Origin of the sequence: Pseudomonas sp. PHC1 (assembly GCF_046487845.1) — a bacterium.
Lineage (GTDB): Bacteria > Pseudomonadota > Gammaproteobacteria > Pseudomonadales > Pseudomonadaceae > Aquipseudomonas > Aquipseudomonas sputi.
The window spans coordinates 103,804-124,212 of sequence record NZ_JBJXHJ010000014.1; the positions used below are offsets into that span (position 1 = coordinate 103,804).

The following is a 20,409-nucleotide window of genomic DNA, read 5'->3' on the forward strand; positions in this document are numbered from 1 at the left end:
TTTTCTGGAGGTCGAAGATGCGGTGGATGGGATGGTCGTTGCTGCTGACGCTGGTGTCGAGCGAGGCGTTGGCCCAGGCCTGCGTGGTGCACAGCCAGGCGGAGCGGCTCGATGTAAAAGTCTGCCAGCAGAACCGCAACATCCCGGAAAAACTGTTCAACGACGGTTTCTGCCAGCCGACCCTGGCCGGGCAGAAAGTCGAGGTTCAATACCTCGATCAGTGCCCCGCCGGCGCGTTCGGTGTGTGCAGCAACGCGCAAGTCGCCAATATGCCTTATCGCCAGGATATCCACTATTACGGCGTGGCCACCGATGCGGCGTATTTGCAGCCCTATTGCGAGGGCCGGAGCCAGGGGAAGTGGCTCAAGCCCTGACGCGCTATCCGAGCCAGTCGAGGGTCAGCATCAGTCGCCGCTCCCCCGGCGTCGGTTGTGGCGAACGATGGATCAGGCCGAAACCTTCGTTGCCGTGCCATTTTTCGCCCTTGAGCAAGGCCACTTCGCCCCGACTCAATTGCTGAATCCGTGACGTTTCCTGCGGCTCGGCTTGCGGATTTCCCAGTTGCCGACGATCCATTTCCCCTTCCCTGAGCCATTCGCTGCCGACGCCTGCGTACGTGGTGATCAACCGCACCGGCACATGATCGACGTGAAAACGCGGACACATGGCCTTGTCCAGCACCCGCAGGCGCAAGCCGATCCGCCGCGCGCCCAGCAGGCAGGCGAAGGCACTGACCAACCATTTCAGATCGGCGATAAACCCTTCGTAGCCTTCCAGATCGCGAAAGCCGCTGGCCAGTCCCGTGAGATCCGGATCTGCGTCTTCGTCCGGCAATTCCAGGCACAACGCCTCGGCGTAGGGTTCGTTCAGAGACAGCAACAAGTCCGCAAACTCGGCGATGTGCAGCGGAAGCTGCCGTTGCCAGACCGCGAGATTGATCTCATTTTCGAGAATGTCCACCAGCGCCTGCGGGGTTTCGCCGAAAGACTGATGGCGTGTGCTGCCTGGCAGCGGTTTCAGGGCGAGCATCAGGCGACCTCGTCGTGCCAGGAGCCAAAGGGATCGCGAAGTTGTAACCAGCCTTGCGTACCGAGCGCCATTTCGGCATCAGTCAGCAGGCAATCATCGAGCTCCGACGACAGCTGTGCGAAATCGATGTTCTGCCCGATAAACACCAACTCCTGGCGACAATCACCTACGCTGGCGACCCAGTTTTCCATGATCGCGGCGGTGCTTTCCTGATCCAGCGGCCACTGTTCTTTCGGTACGAAGCGCCACCAGCGCCCGGCGAAACCGTGGCGCATCAACCCGCCAGCCTGGGACCAGCTACCAGCATCAGTGGGTTTGCTGGCCAACCAGAAGAAGCCCTTGGAACGCAGCAGTTTGCCGTTTACCCATGGGCGATCGATGAAGTCGAAGAAGCGCTGTGGATGAAAGGGCCGGCGTGCCCGATAAGCCGTGGAGGCGATGCCGTACTCCTCGGTTTCCGGCACATGTTCGCCACGCAGCTCCTGCAACCAGCCGGGGGCCTGGGCCGCTTTTTCGAAATCGAAACGACCGGTGTTGAGAATCTTCTCCAGCGGTACTGCGCCCATGACCATCGGGATGATCTCGGCCTGAGGGTTGAGACGTTTGAGAATGGCCATCAGCTCTTCCCGCTCGCGACTGCTGATCAGGTCGATCTTGCTGATCAGCAGGACGTCGGCGAACTCGATCTGCTCGATCAGCAGATCGGTGATCGAGCGCTCATCTTCTTCACCGAGGAATTCGCCACGGGAGGCGAGATTTTCGGCGGCCTGGTAGTCCGGCAGAAAATTCATACCGTCGACGACAGTGACCATGGTGTCGAGGCGAGCAATGTCGGCGAGGCTTTGCCCCTGCTCATCACGGAAAGTGAAGGTTTCGGCCACCGGCAGCGGCTCGGAGATTCCCGTGGATTCGATCAGCAGATAATCGAAGCGGCGTTCGCGGGCCAACTGACTGACCTCTTCAAGCAGGTCTTCGCGTAACGTACAGCAGATACAGCCGTTGCTCATTTCCACAAGCTTCTCTTCGGCGCGGTTCAGGCTGACATCACGCTGAACTTCGCTGCCATCGATGTTGATCTCGCTCATATCATTGACGATAACGGCGACGCGCAGATCGTCCCTGTTACGTAGTACGTAATTCAAAAGTGTACTTTTTCCGGCGCCGAGAAAGCCGGACAAAACGGTCACGGGAAGTCGGTAAGACATTGGATAAACCTCATCAGACGGTCGCTGAACAGCGCTGGAATCTCTCGGGGCTCGCGTTCTTCGGCTTCAATGAGATCACCAGGGAAGCGGACGCTTGAAATGAAAGCCACGGAAAGCCTTGCCTGATGAATGTTATAGTATAACAACAAAATCAATCCACTCTCTTCTTGCCCAAAGTGACAAAGGGCCGGAAGCTGCAATCAGTTCGCCGTCGAGTGACATCATGAAAACCGCGCTGAAATACTCGTTTATCTGGCTGGCAACGCTGACGTTGAATGCCGTGGCACAAGTGCCGGGGCTCTCCAATTGCACACGCAGCGCAAACCTGTTGGCATGCGTGGACGCCAACGGCAACGCCTATAGCGTCAACACTGTCGGCAGCACGATTTACTTGCGTGGTTTTGAACAAGCGGGAAACCGCTACTGGGCACAAACCAACAGCCGCTACGGACAACTGACGTTTTTCACCGGCATCGCTTCCGATGGAGAAGCCTGGGTTGGCTACAACCGCCGCGTGGGCTGGACGACGATCAATCGGTTCTCCAGCTCAGGCGGCAGCAGCGCGAAGTTCACTTGCAGCCGGATTACCGGCTGCTAAACCCGCGCCCCTTTCTGCTCTTGTTGCCACGCCATATAGCTGTCGACAGGTGGATTTTTCTGGAAGTAGCGCTGCAAGCCCTCAAACAAACCGTCTGCCACCGCCTGCTGATGACGCACAGTTACCAACCGTTGGCTGTCCCGCGCGTTGGAAATGAATCCGGTTTCCACCAGGATTGAAGGCACATCCGGCGACTTCAGAACGGCAAATCCAGCTTGCTCCACGCGCTTTTGATGCAGCGTGGTGATGCCAGCCAGGCTGCCCAGCACTGTGCTTCCGAGTTGCAAACTGGCAGCGATGGTTGCGTTCATCGACATGTCGAGGATCACGCCAGCGAGCATCGGATCCTTGTCCTTAAGATTGAGCAGGCTGGTAGCCCCGAGCAGATCCACACCGTTCTCACGCTGCGCCATGAACCGCGCAGTGGCGGACGTAGCGCCACCTTCGGACAAGCAATACACCGACGCTCCAGAGGCTGTCAGACGCGGCGCAGCATCGGCGTGCACCGAGATGAACATGTCGGCCTTGTGCTGACGCGCGATCTCCACACGCTTGCGTAACGGAACGAAGAAGTCGTCGTTACGAACCAGCTTCACATCAAAGCCTTTCTCTCGCTTGAGCCGGCGTGCGAGCAGTTGCGCAATGGACAGAACCACATCCTTCTCACGCTCGCCCTTGGCGCCAATTGCACCCGGATCTTTTCCGCCATGCCCAGGGTCGACCACCACCATGATGTCGCGCTTGGGGTGGGATTTTTCTTGGGGTGTTTCACGTGGAACGCTCGCCGGGAGCCCTGCTGAAGCGCTCATCAGATCCAGAACCAGGCGATGCCCTTGCCCGTCCTGAGGTGCCAATAAGAATGAATTGAGCTGAACCGGACTGCTTAGATCCAGCACGATGCGGGTATTCCCCTGGCCAAAATGGCCGGAGCGAATCGAGCGAATCAGGGTGTCGGATAAAGCCAACTGGCTGAAATCGCCCTCCAGGCTGGCCCCGCTTAAATCGATGATTACCCGCTCCGGCGCGCTCAACGTAAATGTCTTGTAGCTCACAGCGCCGCTCAGGTCGAACACCAGCCGCAGCTTGTTATCCGAACGCGAAATCCGCGCATTGCGTATCTGCGTGGCGGACACCGAAAAAGGCAAAACAAAGGCCGCGCTGGCCAGCATCAGGTTGAGCAAGTGGCGTCTGTGCATATGAAAGCCTGTTCATGAAAAAGGCATCGTGGTTTGAATTGTTATAATGTAACATCAAATTCAATCACCATGATGGAACTGCTCATGAACGCGCTGACTCTGCCGGATGTCGCGGCTCAAGCCGCCCGCCAGGCCCTGCCTCTCGAATGGGTGGGGATGTGCGGCATCGCATTACCTGTGTTTATCGAAGGCCAACGCCTGGCCGCAAAAGCGGATGCGGGCGTCAGCCTGGATGATGGAGACGCACGCGGCATTCACATGTCACGGCTCTATCTTGGGCTGGAAGCGCTGGAGCAGCAGAATCTTTCTCCTGCTGTTTTACGCCAGGTCCTACAGCGTTTCCTCGACAGCCACGAAGACCTTTCCAAAGCCGCTTATCTGAATATCCACACTGACTTACTGCTCAGAAGACCGGCAATGGTCAGCCCTCTGGCCGGATGGAAAACCTATCCCGTCACTGTTTCAGCGCAGCTAAAAAACAAAGTGTTCCACGTGGAACTGAAAATCGACGTCGCGTATTCCTCAACTTGCCCATGTTCTGCAGCATTGGCGAGGCAACTGATCCAGCAACAATTCATCGACGACTTTGCCAACCAACCGCTGCAGCACGCCGACGTGTTGGCGTGGTTGGGCTCGACCCAAGGCATTTTGGCTACACCTCACAGTCAACGCAGTACCGCGCAGTTGCATTTGCACCTGGACGAATTCGTCGACGAACTGCCCCTGACGTCCATCATCAACGACGCCGAAGCAGCCCTCGGCACCGCCGTGCAAACCGCTGTGAAACGCGCCGACGAACAAGCCTTCGCCCTTGCCAACGGCCAGAACCTGATGTTCTGCGAAGACGCTGCCCGCCGCCTGAACCTGGCACTGCGTCGTTCACCCGGTATCAGCGAATTCCACGTCCGAGTCATCCACGCCGAAAGCCTTCATGCTCACGACGCCGTCGCCGAGACTCATTGGCGCCGGGAGCAGCCATGATTCGCTGCCACAAGCTGAGCTGGGGAATACCCGGCCAACCGCTCACCGCGCCGCTCGACCTTCGATTGGAAAGCGGCAGTCTGACGGCAATCATTGGCGTCAACGGCAGCGGCAAAAGCAGCCTGCTCAAAGTCATCGCCGGGTTACAGCGACCACTGGCCGGCAAGGTCGAGCTGGGTGTTCCACGTCAAAGCGGTTTGTCATTCCTGCCCCAACAACAGCATCTGGATCGGCAGTTCCCGATCAGCCTTCAGGAATTGGTCGCTGCCGGTTTCTGGGGACGCCGACTGTCGTCGCAACTCAGGGCCCAACGTCTCGAATCCGCGCTTGAAGACTGGCACCTGAGCGGACTTGAACATCGCCCCCTGATAGCCCTCTCCGGCGGAGAACTGCAGCGCGCCCTGCTCGCCCGATTGAGCCTGGCCGACACACCGTTGCTGTTGCTCGACGAACCCCACGCCGCGCTCGACGAACTGGGTCAGACCCTGCTGTGGCAACACCTGCACGCCTGGCATGAGCAGGGACGAACCCTGGTCGTGGTTTGCCATGACCTTGCCGCCGTGCGCCAACACATTCCACAAACCCTGCTGATCAAACAGAGCGGCTGCGCATTCGGCAGCAGCGTCGATCTGATCCAGCAAACGCCTCACACGCAGGTGGCCTGATGCTCACGCTCAGCCATTTATGGCTGCCGTTCCACGAGTTCGTTTTCATGCGCCGGGCCCTGCTCGGCGGCCTGGTATTGGCGTGCAGCACGGCACCGCTGGGTGTGTTTCTGATCCTGCGCCGGATGAGCCTGATCGGCGACGCCGTCGCCCACGGCATTCTCCCCGGCGCCGCACTGGGGTTCTGGTTCGCCGGGCTGAGTCTGCCAGCGCTGACCCTCGGCGGACTCGGTGCCGGCCTGAGCATGGCCGGACTCGCCGCGTGGATCACCCGACGCACCGGCCTGCGCGAAGACGCGAGCCTCGCGGCCATCTATCCCATCTCGCTGGCCAGCGGCGTGCTGATTCTCGGCATCGCCGGCAAGCGACTGGATTTGCTGCACCTGCTGTTCGGCTCCGCACTGGCGGTCGACGGGCCAACTCTCAACGGCATGTTGTGCGTTTCGGCGCTCAGCCTGATGGCCATGGCGCTGATCTACAAACCGCTGCTGCTCGACACCCTCGATCCGTTTTTCCTGCGCACGGTCAGCCGGCTCGGCCCCGTCGCCCATGGTGTGTTCCTGACGCTGGTGGTGCTCAATCTGGTGATCGGCTTCCAGGCGATCGGCGCCCTGATGGTGGTCGGCCTGATGATGCTGCCCGCCGCTGCCTCACGCTTCTGGAGCCGGCGCCTGCCGATCCTGATTGTCACCGCCGCGCTCATTGGCAGCGTCTCGGTATGGCTCGGTCTGCTGCTGTCGTTCTACTACTCGCTGCCCAGCGGCCCGGCCATCGTGCTGGTCGCCGGTGGCGGTTACTTGTTGTCCGTGGTGTTCGGGCCGGTTCACGGTCTGTTGCGCCGCCCGCCTTTGCTCACATCCCAATGAGGTGTTTCCCGATGCGCGCTCTACTCGTGCTGTTCAGCCTGATGCTGTCGATGTCGTTATCGGCGGCGGAAAAACTGCCGGTGGTCACCAGTTTCAGTATCCTGGCCGACATGGTGCATCAGGTCGGCGGCGAGCATGTCCAGATCACCAACATGGTCGGCCCTGACGCCGATGCCCACACTTACGAACCGACGCCGGATGACGCCAAGGCTTTGCTCAAGGCAAAACTGATCGTCAAGAACGGACTGGGTTTCGAGCCGTGGCTGGATCGGCTGGTCGCCAGCACCGACACCCATGCCCCGGTGATCAGCGCCAGTCGCGGCGTGATTCCGCGCTCGCTGGATGAGGACGGCGAAACCGTTCCCGATCCTCACGCCTGGCACAACCTGGCGAACGCCGAGCTGTACGTCGCCAACATCACCAAGGCGCTGATCGCCGCCGACCCGGCAAACAAAGCCGACTACGAGCGCAACAGCCAGGCCTACCTGAAACAGATCTACGCCCTCCTCGCCCAGGCGAAAGCCAAGCTCGGTTCATTGCCGCCGGGCAACCGCAAGATTGTCACCAGCCACGACGCCTTCGGTTATTTGGGTCAGGCGTACGGCATCGACTTCATGGCGCCACAGGGGCTGTCCACCGAACGCGAACCGTCCGCTGCCGAAGTCGCCGCGCTGATCACCCAGATTCGCCGGGCCAAGGTCAAAGCGGTGTTCATGGAAAACATCAAGGACGCACGCCTGCTCAAACAGATCGCCGACGAAAGCGGCGCACACATCGGCGGCACGCTGTACTCCGATGCTCTCGCCGCCAGCGGTCCGGCCAGCACCTTCACCGGGCTGTTCGAATACAACCTCAACACTCTTTACCAAGCCCTGAGCCAACCATGATCCGTAAAAATCCTTCCGGTGATTTGCCGCAGATTGCCGAGTCTGCCTACGTCGATAAAACCGCAATCATCTGCGGCAAAGTCGTCATCGGTGAAAACGTGTTCGTCGGCCCGTATGCGGTGATCCGCGCCGATGAAGTGGACGCCACAGGTGAGATGGAGCCGATCACCATCGGCGCCAATTCGAACATTCAGGACGGCGTGGTGATCCACTCCAAATCCGGCGCGGCGGTGACCATTGGCGAATTCACCTCCATCGCTCACCGCTCGATCGTGCATGGCCCGTGCGCGGTCGGCGACCGGGTGTTCATCGGCTTCAACAGCGTGCTGTTCAACTGTGTTGTGGGTAACGGTTGCGTGGTACGGCACAACTCGGTGGTCGACGGCCGGGATCTGCCGGACGCGTTCTACGTGCCCTCCACCACCCGCATCGGCCCAGGCACCGACCTCTCGCAATTCCCGCCGGTGAGCGTCAGCGCTTCGGAGTTTTCCGAAGACGTGGCGCGCACCAACGTCGACCTGGTGCGCGGCTACAAAGCCTTGCAGAACGAGTTCTGAATCATGAGCAGTGTGTTGATTCGCAATGCGCGGCTGGTGAACGAGGGGCGGGAGTTCGACGCCGATCTGTTAGTCAGCCACGGGCGCATCGTCAAGATCGCCAGCAGCATCGAAGGGGAAAACGCCACTAGGGAAATCGACGCCAACGGTCTGCTGCCGGGAATGATTGATGACCAGGTGCATTTCCGTGAGCCGGGTGCGCCGGCCAAGGGCAGCATCCACACTGAATCCCGTGCAGCGGTGGCCGGTGGCATCACCAGTTTCATGGACATGCCCAACACCCACCCTGCCACGCTTACCCTTGACGCGCTGGCCGACAAAAAGCGCCGGGCAGCGATCAATTCGGTGGCCAACTACGGTTTTCACTTCGGCGTCAGTCACGACAATCTGGACACGGTTGCAGCACTCAATCCGAGCGAAGTGGCCGGTGTGAAGGTGTTCATGGGCGCGTCCACCGGCAACATGCTGGTGGACGACCCCAACACCCTCGAGCGTCTGTTCGCTGAAGTGCCGACGATTCTGCTGGCCCACTGTGAACACACCCCGAGCATCGAAGCGAATGCCGCGAACTTGCGTGAACGGTTCGGCACCCAATTGCCACCCGATGCCCACGCGCTGATCCGCAATGCCGACACCTGCTTTCGTTCATCCTCTCTGGCGGTCGATCTGGCCAGACGTCACGGCACTCGCCTGCACGTCCTGCACCTGACCACGGCCCGGGAACTGGCGCTGTTCGAAGACAAACCGCTGACACAAAAACGCATCACCGCCGAAGTCTGCCTGCATCACTTGCTGTTTGATGACCGTGACTATCCGCACCTCGGCAACCTGATCAAATGCAATCCGGCGATCAAGTCCCAGAGCGATCGGGATGCCTTGCGTCACGCACTGCTGAGCAATCGACTGGACGTGATCGGCAGCGATCACGCGCCACACACCTGGGCGGAAAAACAGCAAGCGTATCAACAGGCACCGTCCGGACTGCCACTGGTGCAGCACGCGCTGCCGGCGTTATTCGAGCTGGTGGCGGATGGCGTGCTGCCGATCACCACGTTGGTAGCCAAGACCAGCCACCGGGTGGCGGATCTGTTTGCCATTCCGGATCGCGGTTATTTGCGTGAGGGGTATTGGGCGGATCTGGTGTTGGTTCAACCGGAGCCCGGGGGTGTCGCGGTGTCACGCCAACCGGTTCTGTCGCAATGCGGCTGGACGCCGTTCGCTCAGCGCAGCTTTCGGCATCGGGTCAGCACGACGATGGTGTCGGGGCAGATTGCTTGGCATGACCACCGGATTCATGACAACTGTCAGGGCTTACCGCTGCGGTTCATGCGCTGAAAAAAACCGCCTCCACTGACTGTGGAGGCGGTTTGATTTTTACGCTCTCGGTTTGACCGTACCGCAATCCTGCCCCAGCCAGACCGCACGGGTTTCCAGACTGCCCTTCTGGTTGATCCCGATGGCGTTGAAAGTGCCGTTGGCGACGGTGGTGAACTCGCGGTCACTGAGGAACGTCGCAACACCGGTGCCCTGGGCTTTCGGGCAACTGAAGCGGAATTTCCACTGGTTGCCGACGCGCTCGGTGATCTGCTGTTTGCAGCCCGACTGCGGATCCGCCAGCGGAATATCGTTGGTCGCCACCTGCTGCGGCGTCAGGCATGCGCGGATGCCCTTGCCGCCGATGTTGATCCCCTGCTTCTCCAGTTCCGCCCGTTGCTGCGGGGTGATCTGGCCCTGAATCTGGCCGAGTATCGATTGCACATCCATCACCTGATCATCGACTTTCACATTGCTCGACGTCATTTCCCACAACCCCGGCTGCAGCATTTGCGCCTGAGCAACCACCGGCAAGGCCAAACCCAGGCCCAGCGCCAAACCCAGCAGACGAACGTTCATTGAAAAACTCCTGATCAGTAGTGGCCGTTAGACGCCGGCCGCCGGTTTCGGTTCATGGCGCGCCGACGGCTTGAAAACAAATAGCGACAATCGCCCTGGAACATGGTCTGTTAAGCATTGAATCTTCAGGAGCAAGGTTGCCCCATGGATTATTTCGGACCGCACATTTTCGGTTATCTGATCGCCCTGATACACACCCTCGGCTCGATCGCGGCGATCCATGCCGTATTGACCGTCCGCACCGCCCAAGGCGCGATCGCCTGGGCGCTGTCGCTGATCTTCATTCCCTACCTCACCCTCATTCCGTATCTGGTGTTCGGTCGCAGCACCTTCGACGGCTACATCAAAGCTCGCCGCCAGGCCAACGAACAGATGCGCCAGGCGATTTCCGAACTCAACTGGCGGCCGTGGGTGGAAGAAGCCCTGACCGCCCGTGCCTCGAATGCTTATGACTCATTGCGGGCGATGCCGAAACTGGGACGCATGCCGTGCCTGGCCAACAATGAAGTGCGATTGCTGATCAACGGTGCCGCCACCTTCGAGGCGATTTTCCACGCAATCGACCAGGCGCGGGAAGCGGTGCTGATCCAGTTTTTCATCATTCACGACGATCGCCTGGGCCAGCGTTTGCGTGACCTGTTGCTGAAGAAAGCAGCCGAAGGCGTGGCGATTCATTTGCTCTACGACCGCATCGGCAGCCACGCCCTGCCCCACAGTTACGTGCAGGCGCTGCGCGACGGCGGCGTCGAGGTCAAGGCGTTTGCCACCCGCAGCGGCTGGCTCAATCGTTTCCAGGTGAATTTCCGCAACCACCGCAAGATCGTGGTGGTCGACGGGCTGATCGGATTTGTTGGCGGCCACAACGTCGGCGACGAGTACATGGGTGAAAAACCTCCGCTGGCGCCGTGGCGCGACACTCACGTCCAGGTGCGCGGTCCGGTGGTGGCGTGCATGCAGGAGTCATTTGCCGAAGACTGGTTCTGGGCTGCACGGACATTGCCGCCACTGATCCTGCCGGACGCGTATCCCGATGACGGCGTGCTTTGCCAATTGCTCGCCAGCGGCCCGGCGGATGCCTACGAAACCTGCTCGCTGTTCTTCGTCGAAGCCATCCACGCCGCCACCGAGCGCGTGTGGATCACCAGCCCCTACTTCATTCCCGACGAAGCCGTGTTCGCCGCATTACGCCTCGCGGTGTTGCGTGGGATTGATGTGCGTCTGTTGCTGCCTTCGCGTCCCGACCATCGCATCGTCTACGCCGCTTCCAGCCTGTATGCGTTCGAAGCGGTGCGCGCCGGCGTACGGGTATTCCGCTACGAACCGGGCTTCCTCCATCAGAAAGTGGTGTTGATCGACAGCGAGATCAGCGCCATCGGCAGCGCCAATCTGGACAACCGTTCGTTCCGGTTGAATTTCGAAGTGATGCTGCTGACCGTCGACAGTGAATTCGCCGCCAGCGTGGAACAGATGCTCAACGATGATTTCGCCCAGGCCTACGAAGTCGCCAAAGAAGAAAGCCGGGAGGTCCACCGCCTGCAACAGGTCGGTATGCGGATCGCCCGGCTGATTTCACCGATTCTCTAGTTCAAGGGTTGTAGATATCGTCCCTCGTCCATGGCAATTCATGGCTGCCGTCGGCATGGGCCTTCACGGCGAGAATTTGGTGCAGATTGATCCAGCCGCGAGCGAATGCATAAGCGCAGCCCGCGAGGTACAGACGCCAGATACGCAACGCCTGGTCCGGCACCAGTTTCGCGGCGGCTTCAAGATTGTCTTCCAGCCGTTCGCTCCAGTGGTCCAGGGTGCGTGCGTAATGCAGGCGCAGACTCTCGACGTCGACAATCTCCAGACCCGCGTCACTGATCTCGGCCGAGATCATCGCCAGGTGCGGTAGCTCGCCGTTGGGGAACACGTATTTCTCGATGAAGTCCCCGGCACCGCGTCCCACCGGACGGCCATCGGTGTGCTTGGCGGTGATGCCGTGGTTCATCACCAGGCCGCCCTCTTTCACTGCACCGAACAGGGTTTTGCAGTATTCGGAGAGATTGGCATGACCGACGTGCTCGAACATGCCGACGCTGACCACTTTGTCGAAACGCCCGTCCTGGGGTAGATCGCGGTAGTCGAGCAGTTGCAGTTCGATCTGGTCTTCCAGGCCTTCGGCTTTTACCCGCTCACGGGCCAGGGCCAGTTGCTCTTTGCTCAGGGTGATTCCGAAGACCTTGGCGCCGAACTCGCGGGCGGCATAACGCGCCAGCCCGCCCCAACCACAACCCACATCCAGCAGATAATCGCCGGGCTGCAGACGCAGCTTGCGGCACAGGTGCCGGAATTTGGCCTGCTGGGCTTGCTCCAGGGATTCGCTGCCGGTTTCGAAATACGCGCAGGAATACGCCATGTCGCTGTCCAGCCACAGCTGATAGAACGCGTTGGACAGGTCGTAATGATAGGAGATGGCCTTGGCGTCGGTTTCCTTGTCGTGCACGTTGCGCACCGGCTGGCTGTCTTCGTCCTCGTCGAGCAGTGCGGAACTCAACTCATCGCACACCCGGATGACCTCGCTGATCGAGCCCTCCAGTTCGAGTTTGCCCTCGACGAACGCCGCCCCCAGCGCATCGAGACTTGGATGGGTCAACTGGGACACCATCAACGGGTCCTTGACCACGATGGTGACGCTGGGCGTCGGGCCCAGATTGAATTCATGGCCGTCCCAGAGTCGCAGGCGAAGCGGAAGCTGCAGATTCTGTAAGGCCGGTGGAAGTTGCGCGAGCATGGAATATCCCCCTGGTTTCAGACGTCTGATCTGAGGGTAGACCATCCTTGAAAATTAGCAGGCTATCGATTTGATAGTCGCCGACTATCAGCCACATCGGCTGTCACCGCGCTGTCATCCCTGTTTCAGTGCGCCTTCTCAAGTGACTGCGAGACAGGCGCACAGTTCGAAAAATGCTCGCTCAGTCCGATGCTTTCAGCTTCAGCAGTGGCTCTTGAAACCGCAGCAGGCGTCCAGCATTGCCGAGCACCAACAACGTGCTCAGGTTGTGCAGCAACGCCGCGATCATCGCGCCCGCCGCACCGAGCCAGCCGAAGGCGGCGAACACCACGATGGCCAGCGTCCAGCCCAGGCCGATGATCACATTCACCTGTAAGGTCCGTCGGCACTGCCGGCTCAGGCGCACACAGGTGCCGAGCCGACGCAGGTCGCTGCCGATCAGCACAATGTCGGCGGACGCCAGTGCGATGTCCGCGCCGCCCGCGCCCATCGCCACCCCGACGACGCCCGCCTTGAGCGCCAGCGAATCGTTGATCCCGTCGCCGACCACCATCGGCCGGAAGCCATTGTCGATTTCCTTGAGCACTCGATTGAGTTTGTCTTCGGGCAACGCCTGGGCTTCGACTTCGTGCAGGCCGACATCCTTGGCCAGGGTTTGCGCGACGCTCTGCCGGTCACCGGTCAACAGCAGTTGGCGCCCCAGCCCGAGGTCACGCAGCTCACTCAGCGCAAATCGCGCTTCCGGTTTGACCGTGTCGGCCAGTAACAGCCAGGCAAGGAATTCGCCATTCAACGCCAACCCGGCAATCGGGCCATCGTGCTCGGGGATGGCGGTGGTCGGGATGCCCAACTGCGCAAACAGCTCCGGACGCCCGAGTGCTGCTTCGCCTTGCGCAGTCCCGGCGACTACGCCCAACCCCTGCCGCTCATGAATATCGGCCAGCACCAACACCTCTTCCGCGCTGACCAGTCCGGTCAACGCGCGGCTGACCGGATGACTGCTCGCCGCGCCCAGGCTTGCAGCCAGCGCCATCACCCTCCCGTGATCCGCTCGCGCACTGTTGATCGACTGCAAACGCAGCGTGCCGTACGTCAGGGTCCCAGTCTTGTCGACGACCAGCGAAGTGAGGTCGGCCAGCTCCTCAAGAAATGCCGAACTACGGATCAGAATCCCGTGCCGCGCCGCCACCGCCACCCCGGCAATCGCCGTGGCCGGCGCCGACAACACCAGCGCGCACGGGCATGCCGCCACCAGCACCGCGAGCATCGCCTGTGCATCGTGGGTGATAAACCAGGTGACCGCCGCGAGCAATAACACCAGCACCATGTAACTGCCGGCATAGCGTTCGAGCAAACGAGTGATCGGTGGCTTGGAGCGTTCGGCGTTTTGCATCAGCGCGATGACTTTGCCGAGGGTGGATTCATCCCCGGTACGGGTCACTTCGATTCGCAGCAACCCATCGAGGTTGATCGCACCGCCGAACACCGCCATGCCGACGCCCGCCTCCACCGGCACCGACTCACCGGTGATCGACGCCGTATCGAGGCTGGCCTGGCCTGACAAAACCCGACCGTCCGCCGGCACCCGATCCCCGGCGCGCACCTCCACCTTGTCGCCGGCCCTGAGCGTGCCGTTGTCGACTTCGATGATCGAGCCGTCCGCCTGTACCTTGCGCGCATGGCTGCGGGTCAGTTGGCCGAGGGCGTGAATCGCTTCCTGGGAGCCGATCACGCTGCGTTCTTCCAGCACGTGGCCGAAGATCATGATAATCGGCAACAACGCGGCCGTGAGCAGATCCCCCGTGGCCCAGGCCCCGATCATCGCCAGGGCGATCAACTGGTCGGTGATGCCGTGCAGGCTCGGATAACGCAGGCTGAACCACGCCGAACGCATTACCGGCACAGCCACTAATAAAGAAGCAAATCCGAGCAACAACTGACTGACGCCCGTCTGTTCCGGCATCAGCCAGCGCCAGATCAGCCCCAGACCAAGCAAGCCGAGGGCAAGCATCGCCAGGGTCAACTGGCGTGCGGCGCGGCGTTGTTCGGCCGAGGACAACAGGCTCGGTGCGGTGGTGGTGGCAGTCATTGGCTGGCTCCCTGAATGATCAGGCGTGAATCGTCTTTCGGGTCGACCGTGGTCACCGAACCGGCCTGACCGAGAATCTTCGGCATCCGCTCGCGGTACAGACGCAACAGCAGTTGCGGGTCCGTGCCCTGCTGTTGCGCCTTGGCCAAGCTCAACACCGTCGCCGTGTCGGCGGAGGCTTTGGCCAGGCGCTCACCGGCCTGGGCGTGGGCGACTTGCAGCGTGCGGTCGGCCTGCTCGTTGGCGGACTGGGTGAGTTTCTCAGCTTCCGTGCGGGCATTGGCGACCGCTTTGTCGGCTTGCTGACTGGCGGTGAGGACGGCATTGAACGCGCTCACCGCCGGCTCCGGCAGACTCGATTGCACATCGACCCGCGCTACTTCGATGCCGATGCCCTGCCCGCTCGCCTTCAACTCGGCGAGACGTCGGTTGATGCCTTGCACCAGATCACCCCGCAATCGTTCGCGACGTTCGGCCGCCTGATTATCAGCGCCGATCAACTCCGGCCGCGCTACCAGAATCGTGTCCAGATCCCGCGCCGCCGTCAGCGCCACCGCGCTGCGCGTCACCACTCGATCCAGGGCCGGCAGCACATGCTCGCCTTGCAGCACGAAGTCATAGGGATCGGTGACCTTGTAGAAGACCCGCACATCCAGTTGCACCACACCGGCGTCACCGGTGAGCAGATAACCGGAGCCGGCCAGCGCATCACTCAACGGCGTGGCGAAGGTTGCCACGCGATCCGCCTGCAAGGCCTGATCGCTGCGCAATAGATTTTCCACCCGTCGCTCGATCACCCGATCTGCCGACGGCACCACCACCACTTGCTCGATCGGCTGTGGCCACGCTAATAACAGCCCGGCATTCTGAATGCGATCCAGCGCTCCGAAATGCAAAACCACCGCCCGATTTTGCGGGTCGATCTGCCGGACATTGGAAAACCCCCAGGCCAAAGCCGCGAGCACCGTCACCGCGTACAGGGCGAAAAACGCCAGACGTCCCGCCTGAATCCACGGACTGTTCAGCGAATGTGTTCCACGTGGAACTTCATTCATGGCTGTGTTCCGCTCTTGCTGTCGAGCGTGGGTGGACCGTCGACCAACACGCGGAATGGCGCGGCGTCGGTGCGCAGGATCAGTTTGGTGTCTGGCGAAACGATGGTGCCGAGGGTGTCCAGCGAACGCAGCAGGTTGTACAGCTGCGGCGAACCGGCGTAAGCACGCCCGTAAATCTGCGCGGCTTCCACCCGCGATTGGGCTTCGATATCAGCAGCTTTCACCGTGGCATCGGCTTGCACGATACGCGCATCGCGTTCAGCGGCGGAGCGGATTTGCGCTGCCTCACGCTTGCCGATGGCGGTGCGTTCGGTGGCGATGGTTTCACGCTCGGCACGCATCCGGTCGACCGTTGCGGTCAGGGTCACCGACGGCAACGTCAGGCGCTCGATGCCCACCTGCACCACCCGCACGCCATAAGTGGCGAGCAGTTGCTGATCGATTTGCTGGCGCAACTGCGTTTCAAAATCGGCGATGCGAACCTGACTGGCATCGGTGTTCACCAGATTGGCCAGATCAAAACTGCTGGCCGTGGTTTCCAGTGCCGAGCCGACAAACGTGCGAATCTGCCGCGCCGCTTCGTCCGGCTGGTTCTGCACGGCGCGCATGAAGCGCTGCACGTTGTCGGGATCGCCCTGCACCTGCCAGGCCACGTACGCCTGCACGATGATGCGCAAACCGTCGCGGGTGCCGACGTCCTGCAAGCCGCTGGAGGTCGTGCGCAAACGCAGATCCACCGGAATCGCTGCTTCGAACGGCGCCGGCCAACGCCAGCTCAGGCCCGGTTCCAGCAATACGCGGGACGGGTTGCCGAAACGGGTGATGACCGTGGCTTCTCCGGAACGCACTTGCACCAGGCTCGCCGCCGCGACGGCGAACGCCACCAGCAGTGCCGCCCAGCCCATGCGTTTCCACGGAAAAGGCCCCGCCTCTTCCGGCGCACCGTGGTGATGGTGATGATGCCCGTGATGGCGATGACCGCCGCCATGCGCCTGATCGTGGCCGCTGTGGTCATGGTGATCGTGAGTGTGCGACTGGCTCAATGGGTGGCTCCTGGCTGAGCGGTGGTGCGCGCCGGATCTGCCGGCAGCGTGAACGTACGCAGGTCGATGGTCGGTGCGTTATTGCTGCCGCCCAGGCGATGGTCGAGTATCAACAGTTTGGCCTTGCTCAACCCCTGGCTGAGCTGGCTGAGGTAGTGCTCCAGCACGAAGGCCTGGCCGGCGCTGGCGTAGGCTTTTTGTTCGGCGCTGAACTTCAGATCCGCCGCCCGGGCCGTGGCGTTGATTTCATGGGCGTTGGCACTGGCCTGGTCCCGCGCGAGGCTGGCCTGCAACTGCGCCTGATTACTCGCTTCGGCAGCGGCGCCACGCTCGCGGGAGATCAACGCCTGAGCACCGATCTGAGCCGCCTGCACGCTGTGATAGGCATTGGCCGCCCCGGCCGGCGGGTGAATCGCTTCGACCACCGTGGCGAGAATTTCCACGCCGCTGTCGAGCTTCTGCAAATCGCTTTGCACGGCGCGGCCGATTTCTTCGGCGAGCCCGACCCTGTCCTCGCCGAGCAAACCGTCGAGGGTGCGCGAGGCAAAGTCATGCACTAGAATCCGGCTGGCAGTGCTGCGGATCAGCGTCGGCACATCGGCACTGTTGTAGGTAGCGGCGAGGGCGGCTTGATCGCTCAGGCCGATGCGATAGACGAAGCGCACGTCCATGTTGACGATCTGAAAACTCTGCTGATCGCCACGACTGCTGGCGATAACCTGGGATTTATCATTGACGTGGCTAGCGTCCCACAGACGATTGGCGGTGAGCGGCGCCGGGCCTTCTGCCGGGGCCAACTGCACGGGTGCCGGGTTTTCGCCGACGCTGGTCGCCAGTTCATGCACCACACCGTTTTCAACACTCAGCACACGCCCCAGCGGCCAGGGCAAACCCGCATGCAGCCCCGGCCCGAACACCTGCACCGGTTTGCCGAAGCGCTCGTAGATGCCACGGCTTTGCATCGGAATTTCGTGAAGACCGGTGAGCAGCCAGCCCACCGCTGCCACCAGCAGCAACACCGGCAAGAATGCGCGACGCATGTAACTGAAGGCCCAGATCTGGCGCAGATCGATGCCGAAGCGGTTGTGCAATTCATGCTGCAACGCGAGCAGAGGTTGTGGCGGCCAGCGCAGCAGGTCGGCAACAAAACTGCGCGCCAGCAGCACCGGTTCGAGTTGTTCACGACGCGGGCTGAACAACGACAGCAACGCACGCAACAGCAATTCGAGAGCGACCAGCCCCGGCAGAATGCCGATCAATACCGCCAGACGCACCGGCCAGATTGCACGGTCACTGGCGAACAACAGGCACAACGCACCCAGCACCAAACTGATGATTGCCACTCGCGTCAACTGCGCCAGCGCTTCGGCCTCGGGCCATTGCGCCGGATTTTCCTGCGCCAGCTGTCGCTCCAGCACCAGCAGAGCGAACGCCAGCAGCAAGGCGATGGCCGCGCCGACCGTGGCGGACAACCCCACACCGGCCGCCGGCAGCGTCAAATTCCACGTCTGTTCGGTGCTTAACAGCACCAGCAACGACCACCCACCCAGCCACAACGTGGGCGCGCCGATCTGCCCGAGCAGGCGCAGACTGCGCTGGCTCATTCGATCCAGCAGCCGCTCGTACCAGCCGTCCGGCACCGGTTCCTGCGCAGCGGTAACCGGCACGACGGGATTGATCACCCGCGCCCGCCATTGCGTTACCCACCCCGCCGATTGCAGCCCGGCCACCAGCACCAGCAAGGCCGCGCTTTGATTGACCAGCAACGCGGGCCACAGCGAGAGCGGCGCAAACAGCCCGACAAAAAACGCCAGCACCCACCCTGCTCCGGCCAATGCACCCAGACCGATCGCCAGGCGACGCAAACGCCGGCCCTGCGTTGCCGCTTGCTGAAAGCGCGGCAACCCGGTCACCGGCATGCCTTCATCCAGATCGACTTGCATATCCCCCCAAAACCCTTGGCTCACTGCACATATCGTTACGGTATAACGAAAGTCGTGAAATATTTGTACTCATTTGCACCATTCAAAGAGGCGCAACCTGTCGCTTGCCTGAAGCCTTGACCGAAATGTCTGGAAACGCTCATATTACGTTCGTAATTTTAAGCTCGAACTACTTTTAGTGATCCGCATCCTTCAACCAGGAGCAACAGCATGAGCAACTATGACGTGGTGATTCTGGGCGGCGGCCCCGGCGGTTATAACGCAGCAATCCGCGCTGGCCAGCTGGGCCTCAAGGCCGCATGCGTCGAGGGCCGCGCCACGCTGGGAGGCACCTGCCTGAACGTCGGCTGCATGCCGTCCAAGGCGCTTTTGCATGCCTCCGAGCTCTACGAAGCAGCACTGGGAGCGGAGTTCGCCAACCTCGGTATCGAGGTCAAACCCACGCTCAACCTCGCGCAAATGATGAAACAGAAAGACGAAAGCGTGAGCGGCCTGACCAAAGGCATCGAGTTTCTGTTTCGCAAGAACAAGGTCGACTGGATCAAGGGCTGGGGCCACATCGACGGTCCCGGGAACGTCAGCGTGACCGGCGATCAAGGCAGCCGGATCGAGCTGACCGCCAAGGACATCGTCATCGCCACCGGCTCCGAGCCCACTCCCCTGCCCGGCGTGGAGATCGACAACAAGCGCATCCTCGACTCCACCGGTGCGCTGTCCCTGAGTGAAGTGCCCAAACATCTGGTGGTGATCGGTGCGGGTGTGATCGGCCTCGAACTCGGCTCGGTATGGCGCCGGCTCGGCGCACAGGTGACGGTGGTGGAATACCTCGACCGCATCTGCCCCGGTGTCGACGGCGAAGCCGGCAAGACCCTGCAACGCTCACTGAGCAAACAGGGGATCAGCTTCAAGCTGAGCTCGAAAGTGACCAGCGCCACCTCCTCGGCCACTGGCGTACAGCTCAGCGTCGAACCCGCCGCGGGCGGCAGCGCGGAAATTCTCGAGGCCGATTACGTGCTGGTGGCCATCGGTCGTCGTCCGTACACCCAGGGTCTGGGCCTGGAAAACGTCGGCCTGAGCACCGACAAACGCGGCATGCTCGCCAATAAACAGCATCGCACCGAAGCGCCCGGCGTGTGGGTGATCGGTGACGTGACGTCCGGGCCGATGCTCGCGCACAAGGCCGAAGACGAGGCCATGGCCTGCATCGAACAGATTGCCGGCAAGGCCGGTGAGGTCAATTACGAGCTGATTCCCAACGTGATCTACACCCGCCCGGAACTGGCCAGCGTCGGCAAGACCGAAGAGCAGCTGAAGGCCGAAGGCCGGGCATACAAGGTCGGCAAATTCCCGTTCACCGCCAACAGCCGGGCGAAAATCAACCACGAGACCGAAGGCTTTGCCAAAGTCATCGCTGATGAGCGCACCGATGAAGTCCTCGGTGTGCACCTGGTCGGCCCGAGCGTCAGTGAAATGATCGGCGAATTCTGCGTGGCCATGGAATTCAGCGCCTCAGCCGAGGACATCGCGCTGACTTGCCACCCGCACCCAACCCGTTCCGAAGCGTTGCGTCAGGCGGCGATGAATGTCGAGGGGATGGCGACGCAGATGTAAGCCCTGTGCGAAGACTTC

The 20,409-nt window shown here is 61.3% G+C and carries 19 protein-coding genes; 10 read left to right on the forward strand and 9 right to left on the reverse strand.

Annotated features, from left to right (window positions below):
- Positions 1-17: 17 nt before the first annotated feature.
- A complete protein-coding gene (locus tag ACKJSM_RS18205; protein ID WP_410238474.1) occupies positions 18-374 on the forward strand; it encodes an NADH:ubiquinone oxidoreductase in 357 nt (118 codons plus the stop codon).
- Between the two features lie 4 nt (positions 375-378).
- On the opposite strand, the gene ACKJSM_RS18210 is transcribed toward ACKJSM_RS18205, so the two are convergent.
- Positions 379-1,029, reverse strand: coding sequence for a DUF1826 domain-containing protein (locus ACKJSM_RS18210; protein ID WP_236179851.1), 651 nt, complete (start codon positions 1,027-1,029; stop codon positions 379-381).
- Positions 1,029-2,234, reverse strand: a complete 1,206-nt coding sequence (gene zigA / locus ACKJSM_RS18215) for a zinc metallochaperone GTPase ZigA (RefSeq protein ID WP_410238475.1) — start codon at positions 2,232-2,234, stop codon at positions 1,029-1,031. Before zigA ends, ACKJSM_RS18210 begins: the two co-directional genes overlap by 1 nt.
- A gap of 223 nt (positions 2,235-2,457) precedes the next feature.
- Here zigA and ACKJSM_RS18220 point away from each other — a divergent pair, with 223 nt between their 5' ends.
- Positions 2,458-2,832, forward strand: a complete 375-nt coding sequence (locus tag ACKJSM_RS18220; protein ID WP_410238476.1) for a glutamine synthetase — start codon at positions 2,458-2,460, stop codon at positions 2,830-2,832.
- Here ACKJSM_RS18220 and ACKJSM_RS18225 read toward each other — a convergent pair.
- Entirely contained in the window at positions 2,829-4,028 is a 1,200-nt protein-coding gene (locus tag ACKJSM_RS18225) for an N-acetylmuramoyl-L-alanine amidase (protein ID WP_410238477.1), read from the reverse strand. The two genes, ACKJSM_RS18220 and ACKJSM_RS18225, sit on opposite strands and share 4 nt — an antisense overlap.
- Before the next feature lie 84 nt (positions 4,029-4,112).
- Here ACKJSM_RS18225 and folE2 point away from each other — a divergent pair, with 84 nt between their 5' ends.
- Genes folE2 through ACKJSM_RS18255 form a run of 6 tightly spaced genes read left to right on the forward strand, consistent with a single transcriptional unit; the run spans position 4,113 to position 9,319 of the window.
- Positions 4,113-5,009 carry a GTP cyclohydrolase FolE2 gene (gene folE2 / locus ACKJSM_RS18230; protein WP_410238478.1) on the forward strand — a complete coding sequence of 299 codons (897 nt, stop codon included), beginning with the start codon at positions 4,113-4,115 and terminating at the stop codon, positions 5,007-5,009.
- Positions 5,006-5,674, forward strand: a complete 669-nt coding sequence (locus ACKJSM_RS18235; RefSeq protein ID WP_339486282.1) for a metal ABC transporter ATP-binding protein — start codon at positions 5,006-5,008, stop codon at positions 5,672-5,674. The genes folE2 and ACKJSM_RS18235 overlap by 4 nt, the downstream gene beginning before the upstream one ends.
- The gene (locus ACKJSM_RS18240) at positions 5,674-6,540 is read left to right on the forward strand and encodes a metal ABC transporter permease (protein WP_410238479.1); all 867 of its coding nucleotides are present in this window, start codon (positions 5,674-5,676) and stop codon (positions 6,538-6,540) included. Before ACKJSM_RS18235 ends, ACKJSM_RS18240 begins: the two co-directional genes overlap by 1 nt.
- Before the next feature lie 11 nt (positions 6,541-6,551).
- Positions 6,552-7,427, forward strand: a complete 876-nt coding sequence (locus ACKJSM_RS18245; RefSeq protein WP_410238480.1) for a metal ABC transporter substrate-binding protein — start codon at positions 6,552-6,554, stop codon at positions 7,425-7,427.
- A complete protein-coding gene (locus ACKJSM_RS18250) occupies positions 7,424-7,984 on the forward strand; it encodes a carbonate dehydratase (protein WP_236179866.1) in 561 nt (186 codons plus the stop codon). The genes ACKJSM_RS18245 and ACKJSM_RS18250 overlap by 4 nt, the downstream gene beginning before the upstream one ends.
- Before the next feature lie 3 nt (positions 7,985-7,987).
- A complete protein-coding gene (locus ACKJSM_RS18255; RefSeq protein ID WP_410238481.1) occupies positions 7,988-9,319 on the forward strand; it encodes a dihydroorotase in 1,332 nt (443 codons plus the stop codon).
- A gap of 39 nt (positions 9,320-9,358) precedes the next feature.
- On the opposite strand, the gene ACKJSM_RS18260 is transcribed toward ACKJSM_RS18255, so the two are convergent.
- Complete coding sequence (locus ACKJSM_RS18260) at positions 9,359-9,877, reverse strand: DUF3617 domain-containing protein (RefSeq protein WP_007954220.1); 519 nt, start codon at positions 9,875-9,877, stop codon at positions 9,359-9,361.
- 144 nt (positions 9,878-10,021) lie between these two features.
- Here ACKJSM_RS18260 and cls point away from each other — a divergent pair, with 144 nt between their 5' ends.
- Entirely contained in the window at positions 10,022-11,461 is a 1,440-nt protein-coding gene (gene cls, locus ACKJSM_RS18265) for a cardiolipin synthase (protein ID WP_410238482.1), read from the forward strand.
- Between the two features lies 1 nt (position 11,462).
- Here cls and cfaB read toward each other — a convergent pair whose 3' ends face one another.
- From cfaB to hflK (ACKJSM_RS18290), 5 genes are all read right to left on the reverse strand, one after another.
- Complete coding sequence (gene cfaB / locus ACKJSM_RS18270) at positions 11,463-12,650, reverse strand: C17 cyclopropane fatty acid synthase CfaB (protein ID WP_236179871.1); 1,188 nt, start codon at positions 12,648-12,650, stop codon at positions 11,463-11,465.
- A gap of 181 nt (positions 12,651-12,831) precedes the next feature.
- Positions 12,832-14,739 (reverse strand): heavy metal translocating P-type ATPase, encoded by a 1,908-nt coding sequence (locus ACKJSM_RS18275; protein WP_410238483.1) that lies wholly within the window; start codon positions 14,737-14,739, stop codon positions 12,832-12,834.
- The gene (hflK, locus tag ACKJSM_RS18280) at positions 14,736-15,794 is read right to left on the reverse strand and encodes a protease modulator HflK (protein ID WP_410238484.1); all 1,059 of its coding nucleotides are present in this window, start codon (positions 15,792-15,794) and stop codon (positions 14,736-14,738) included. The genes ACKJSM_RS18275 and hflK (ACKJSM_RS18280) overlap by 4 nt, the downstream gene beginning before the upstream one ends.
- On the reverse strand, positions 15,791-16,837 hold the full coding sequence (hflC, locus tag ACKJSM_RS18285) for a protease modulator HflC (protein WP_410238485.1): 1,047 nt from the start codon (positions 16,835-16,837) through the stop codon (positions 15,791-15,793). Before hflC ends, hflK (ACKJSM_RS18280) begins: the two co-directional genes overlap by 4 nt.
- A complete protein-coding gene (gene hflK, locus ACKJSM_RS18290; protein ID WP_410238486.1) occupies positions 16,834-18,780 on the reverse strand; it encodes a protease modulator HflK in 1,947 nt (648 codons plus the stop codon). Before hflK (ACKJSM_RS18290) ends, hflC begins: the two co-directional genes overlap by 4 nt.
- Before the next feature lie 210 nt (positions 18,781-18,990).
- Here hflK (ACKJSM_RS18290) and lpdA point away from each other — a divergent pair, with 210 nt between their 5' ends.
- On the forward strand, positions 18,991-20,391 hold the full coding sequence (gene lpdA, locus ACKJSM_RS18295) for a dihydrolipoyl dehydrogenase (protein ID WP_410238487.1): 1,401 nt from the start codon (positions 18,991-18,993) through the stop codon (positions 20,389-20,391).
- Positions 20,392-20,409 lie beyond the last annotated feature (18 nt).

What these genes read in the sequence shown, in the direction of transcription:
- ACKJSM_RS18205 (WP_410238474.1), top strand. Translation starts at nt 18, where the DNA reads ATGCGGTGGATGGGATGGTCGTTGCTGCTGACGCTGGTGTCGAGCGAG.
- ACKJSM_RS18210 (WP_236179851.1), bottom strand. Translation starts at nt 1,029, where the DNA reads ATGCTCGCCCTGAAACCGCTGCCAGGCAGCACACGCCATCAGTCTTTC.
- zigA (WP_410238475.1), bottom strand. Translation starts at nt 2,234, where the DNA reads ATGTCTTACCGACTTCCCGTGACCGTTTTGTCCGGCTTTCTCGGCGCC.
- ACKJSM_RS18220 (WP_410238476.1), top strand. Translation starts at nt 2,458, where the DNA reads ATGAAAACCGCGCTGAAATACTCGTTTATCTGGCTGGCAACGCTGACG.
- ACKJSM_RS18225 (WP_410238477.1), bottom strand. Translation starts at nt 4,028, where the DNA reads ATGCACAGACGCCACTTGCTCAACCTGATGCTGGCCAGCGCGGCCTTT.
- folE2 (WP_410238478.1), top strand. Translation starts at nt 4,113, where the DNA reads ATGAACGCGCTGACTCTGCCGGATGTCGCGGCTCAAGCCGCCCGCCAG.
- ACKJSM_RS18235 (WP_339486282.1), top strand. Translation starts at nt 5,006, where the DNA reads ATGATTCGCTGCCACAAGCTGAGCTGGGGAATACCCGGCCAACCGCTC.
- ACKJSM_RS18240 (WP_410238479.1), top strand. Translation starts at nt 5,674, where the DNA reads ATGCTCACGCTCAGCCATTTATGGCTGCCGTTCCACGAGTTCGTTTTC.
- ACKJSM_RS18245 (WP_410238480.1), top strand. Translation starts at nt 6,552, where the DNA reads ATGCGCGCTCTACTCGTGCTGTTCAGCCTGATGCTGTCGATGTCGTTA.
- ACKJSM_RS18250 (WP_236179866.1), top strand. Translation starts at nt 7,424, where the DNA reads ATGATCCGTAAAAATCCTTCCGGTGATTTGCCGCAGATTGCCGAGTCT.
- ACKJSM_RS18255 (WP_410238481.1), top strand. Translation starts at nt 7,988, where the DNA reads ATGAGCAGTGTGTTGATTCGCAATGCGCGGCTGGTGAACGAGGGGCGG.
- ACKJSM_RS18260 (WP_007954220.1), bottom strand. Translation starts at nt 9,877, where the DNA reads ATGAACGTTCGTCTGCTGGGTTTGGCGCTGGGCCTGGGTTTGGCCTTG.
- cls (WP_410238482.1), top strand. Translation starts at nt 10,022, where the DNA reads ATGGATTATTTCGGACCGCACATTTTCGGTTATCTGATCGCCCTGATA.
- cfaB (WP_236179871.1), bottom strand. Translation starts at nt 12,650, where the DNA reads ATGCTCGCGCAACTTCCACCGGCCTTACAGAATCTGCAGCTTCCGCTT.
- ACKJSM_RS18275 (WP_410238483.1), bottom strand. Translation starts at nt 14,739, where the DNA reads ATGACTGCCACCACCACCGCACCGAGCCTGTTGTCCTCGGCCGAACAA.
- hflK (WP_410238484.1), bottom strand. Translation starts at nt 15,794, where the DNA reads ATGAATGAAGTTCCACGTGGAACACATTCGCTGAACAGTCCGTGGATT.
- hflK (WP_410238486.1), bottom strand. Translation starts at nt 18,780, where the DNA reads ATGCAAGTCGATCTGGATGAAGGCATGCCGGTGACCGGGTTGCCGCGC.
- lpdA (WP_410238487.1), top strand. Translation starts at nt 18,991, where the DNA reads ATGAGCAACTATGACGTGGTGATTCTGGGCGGCGGCCCCGGCGGTTAT.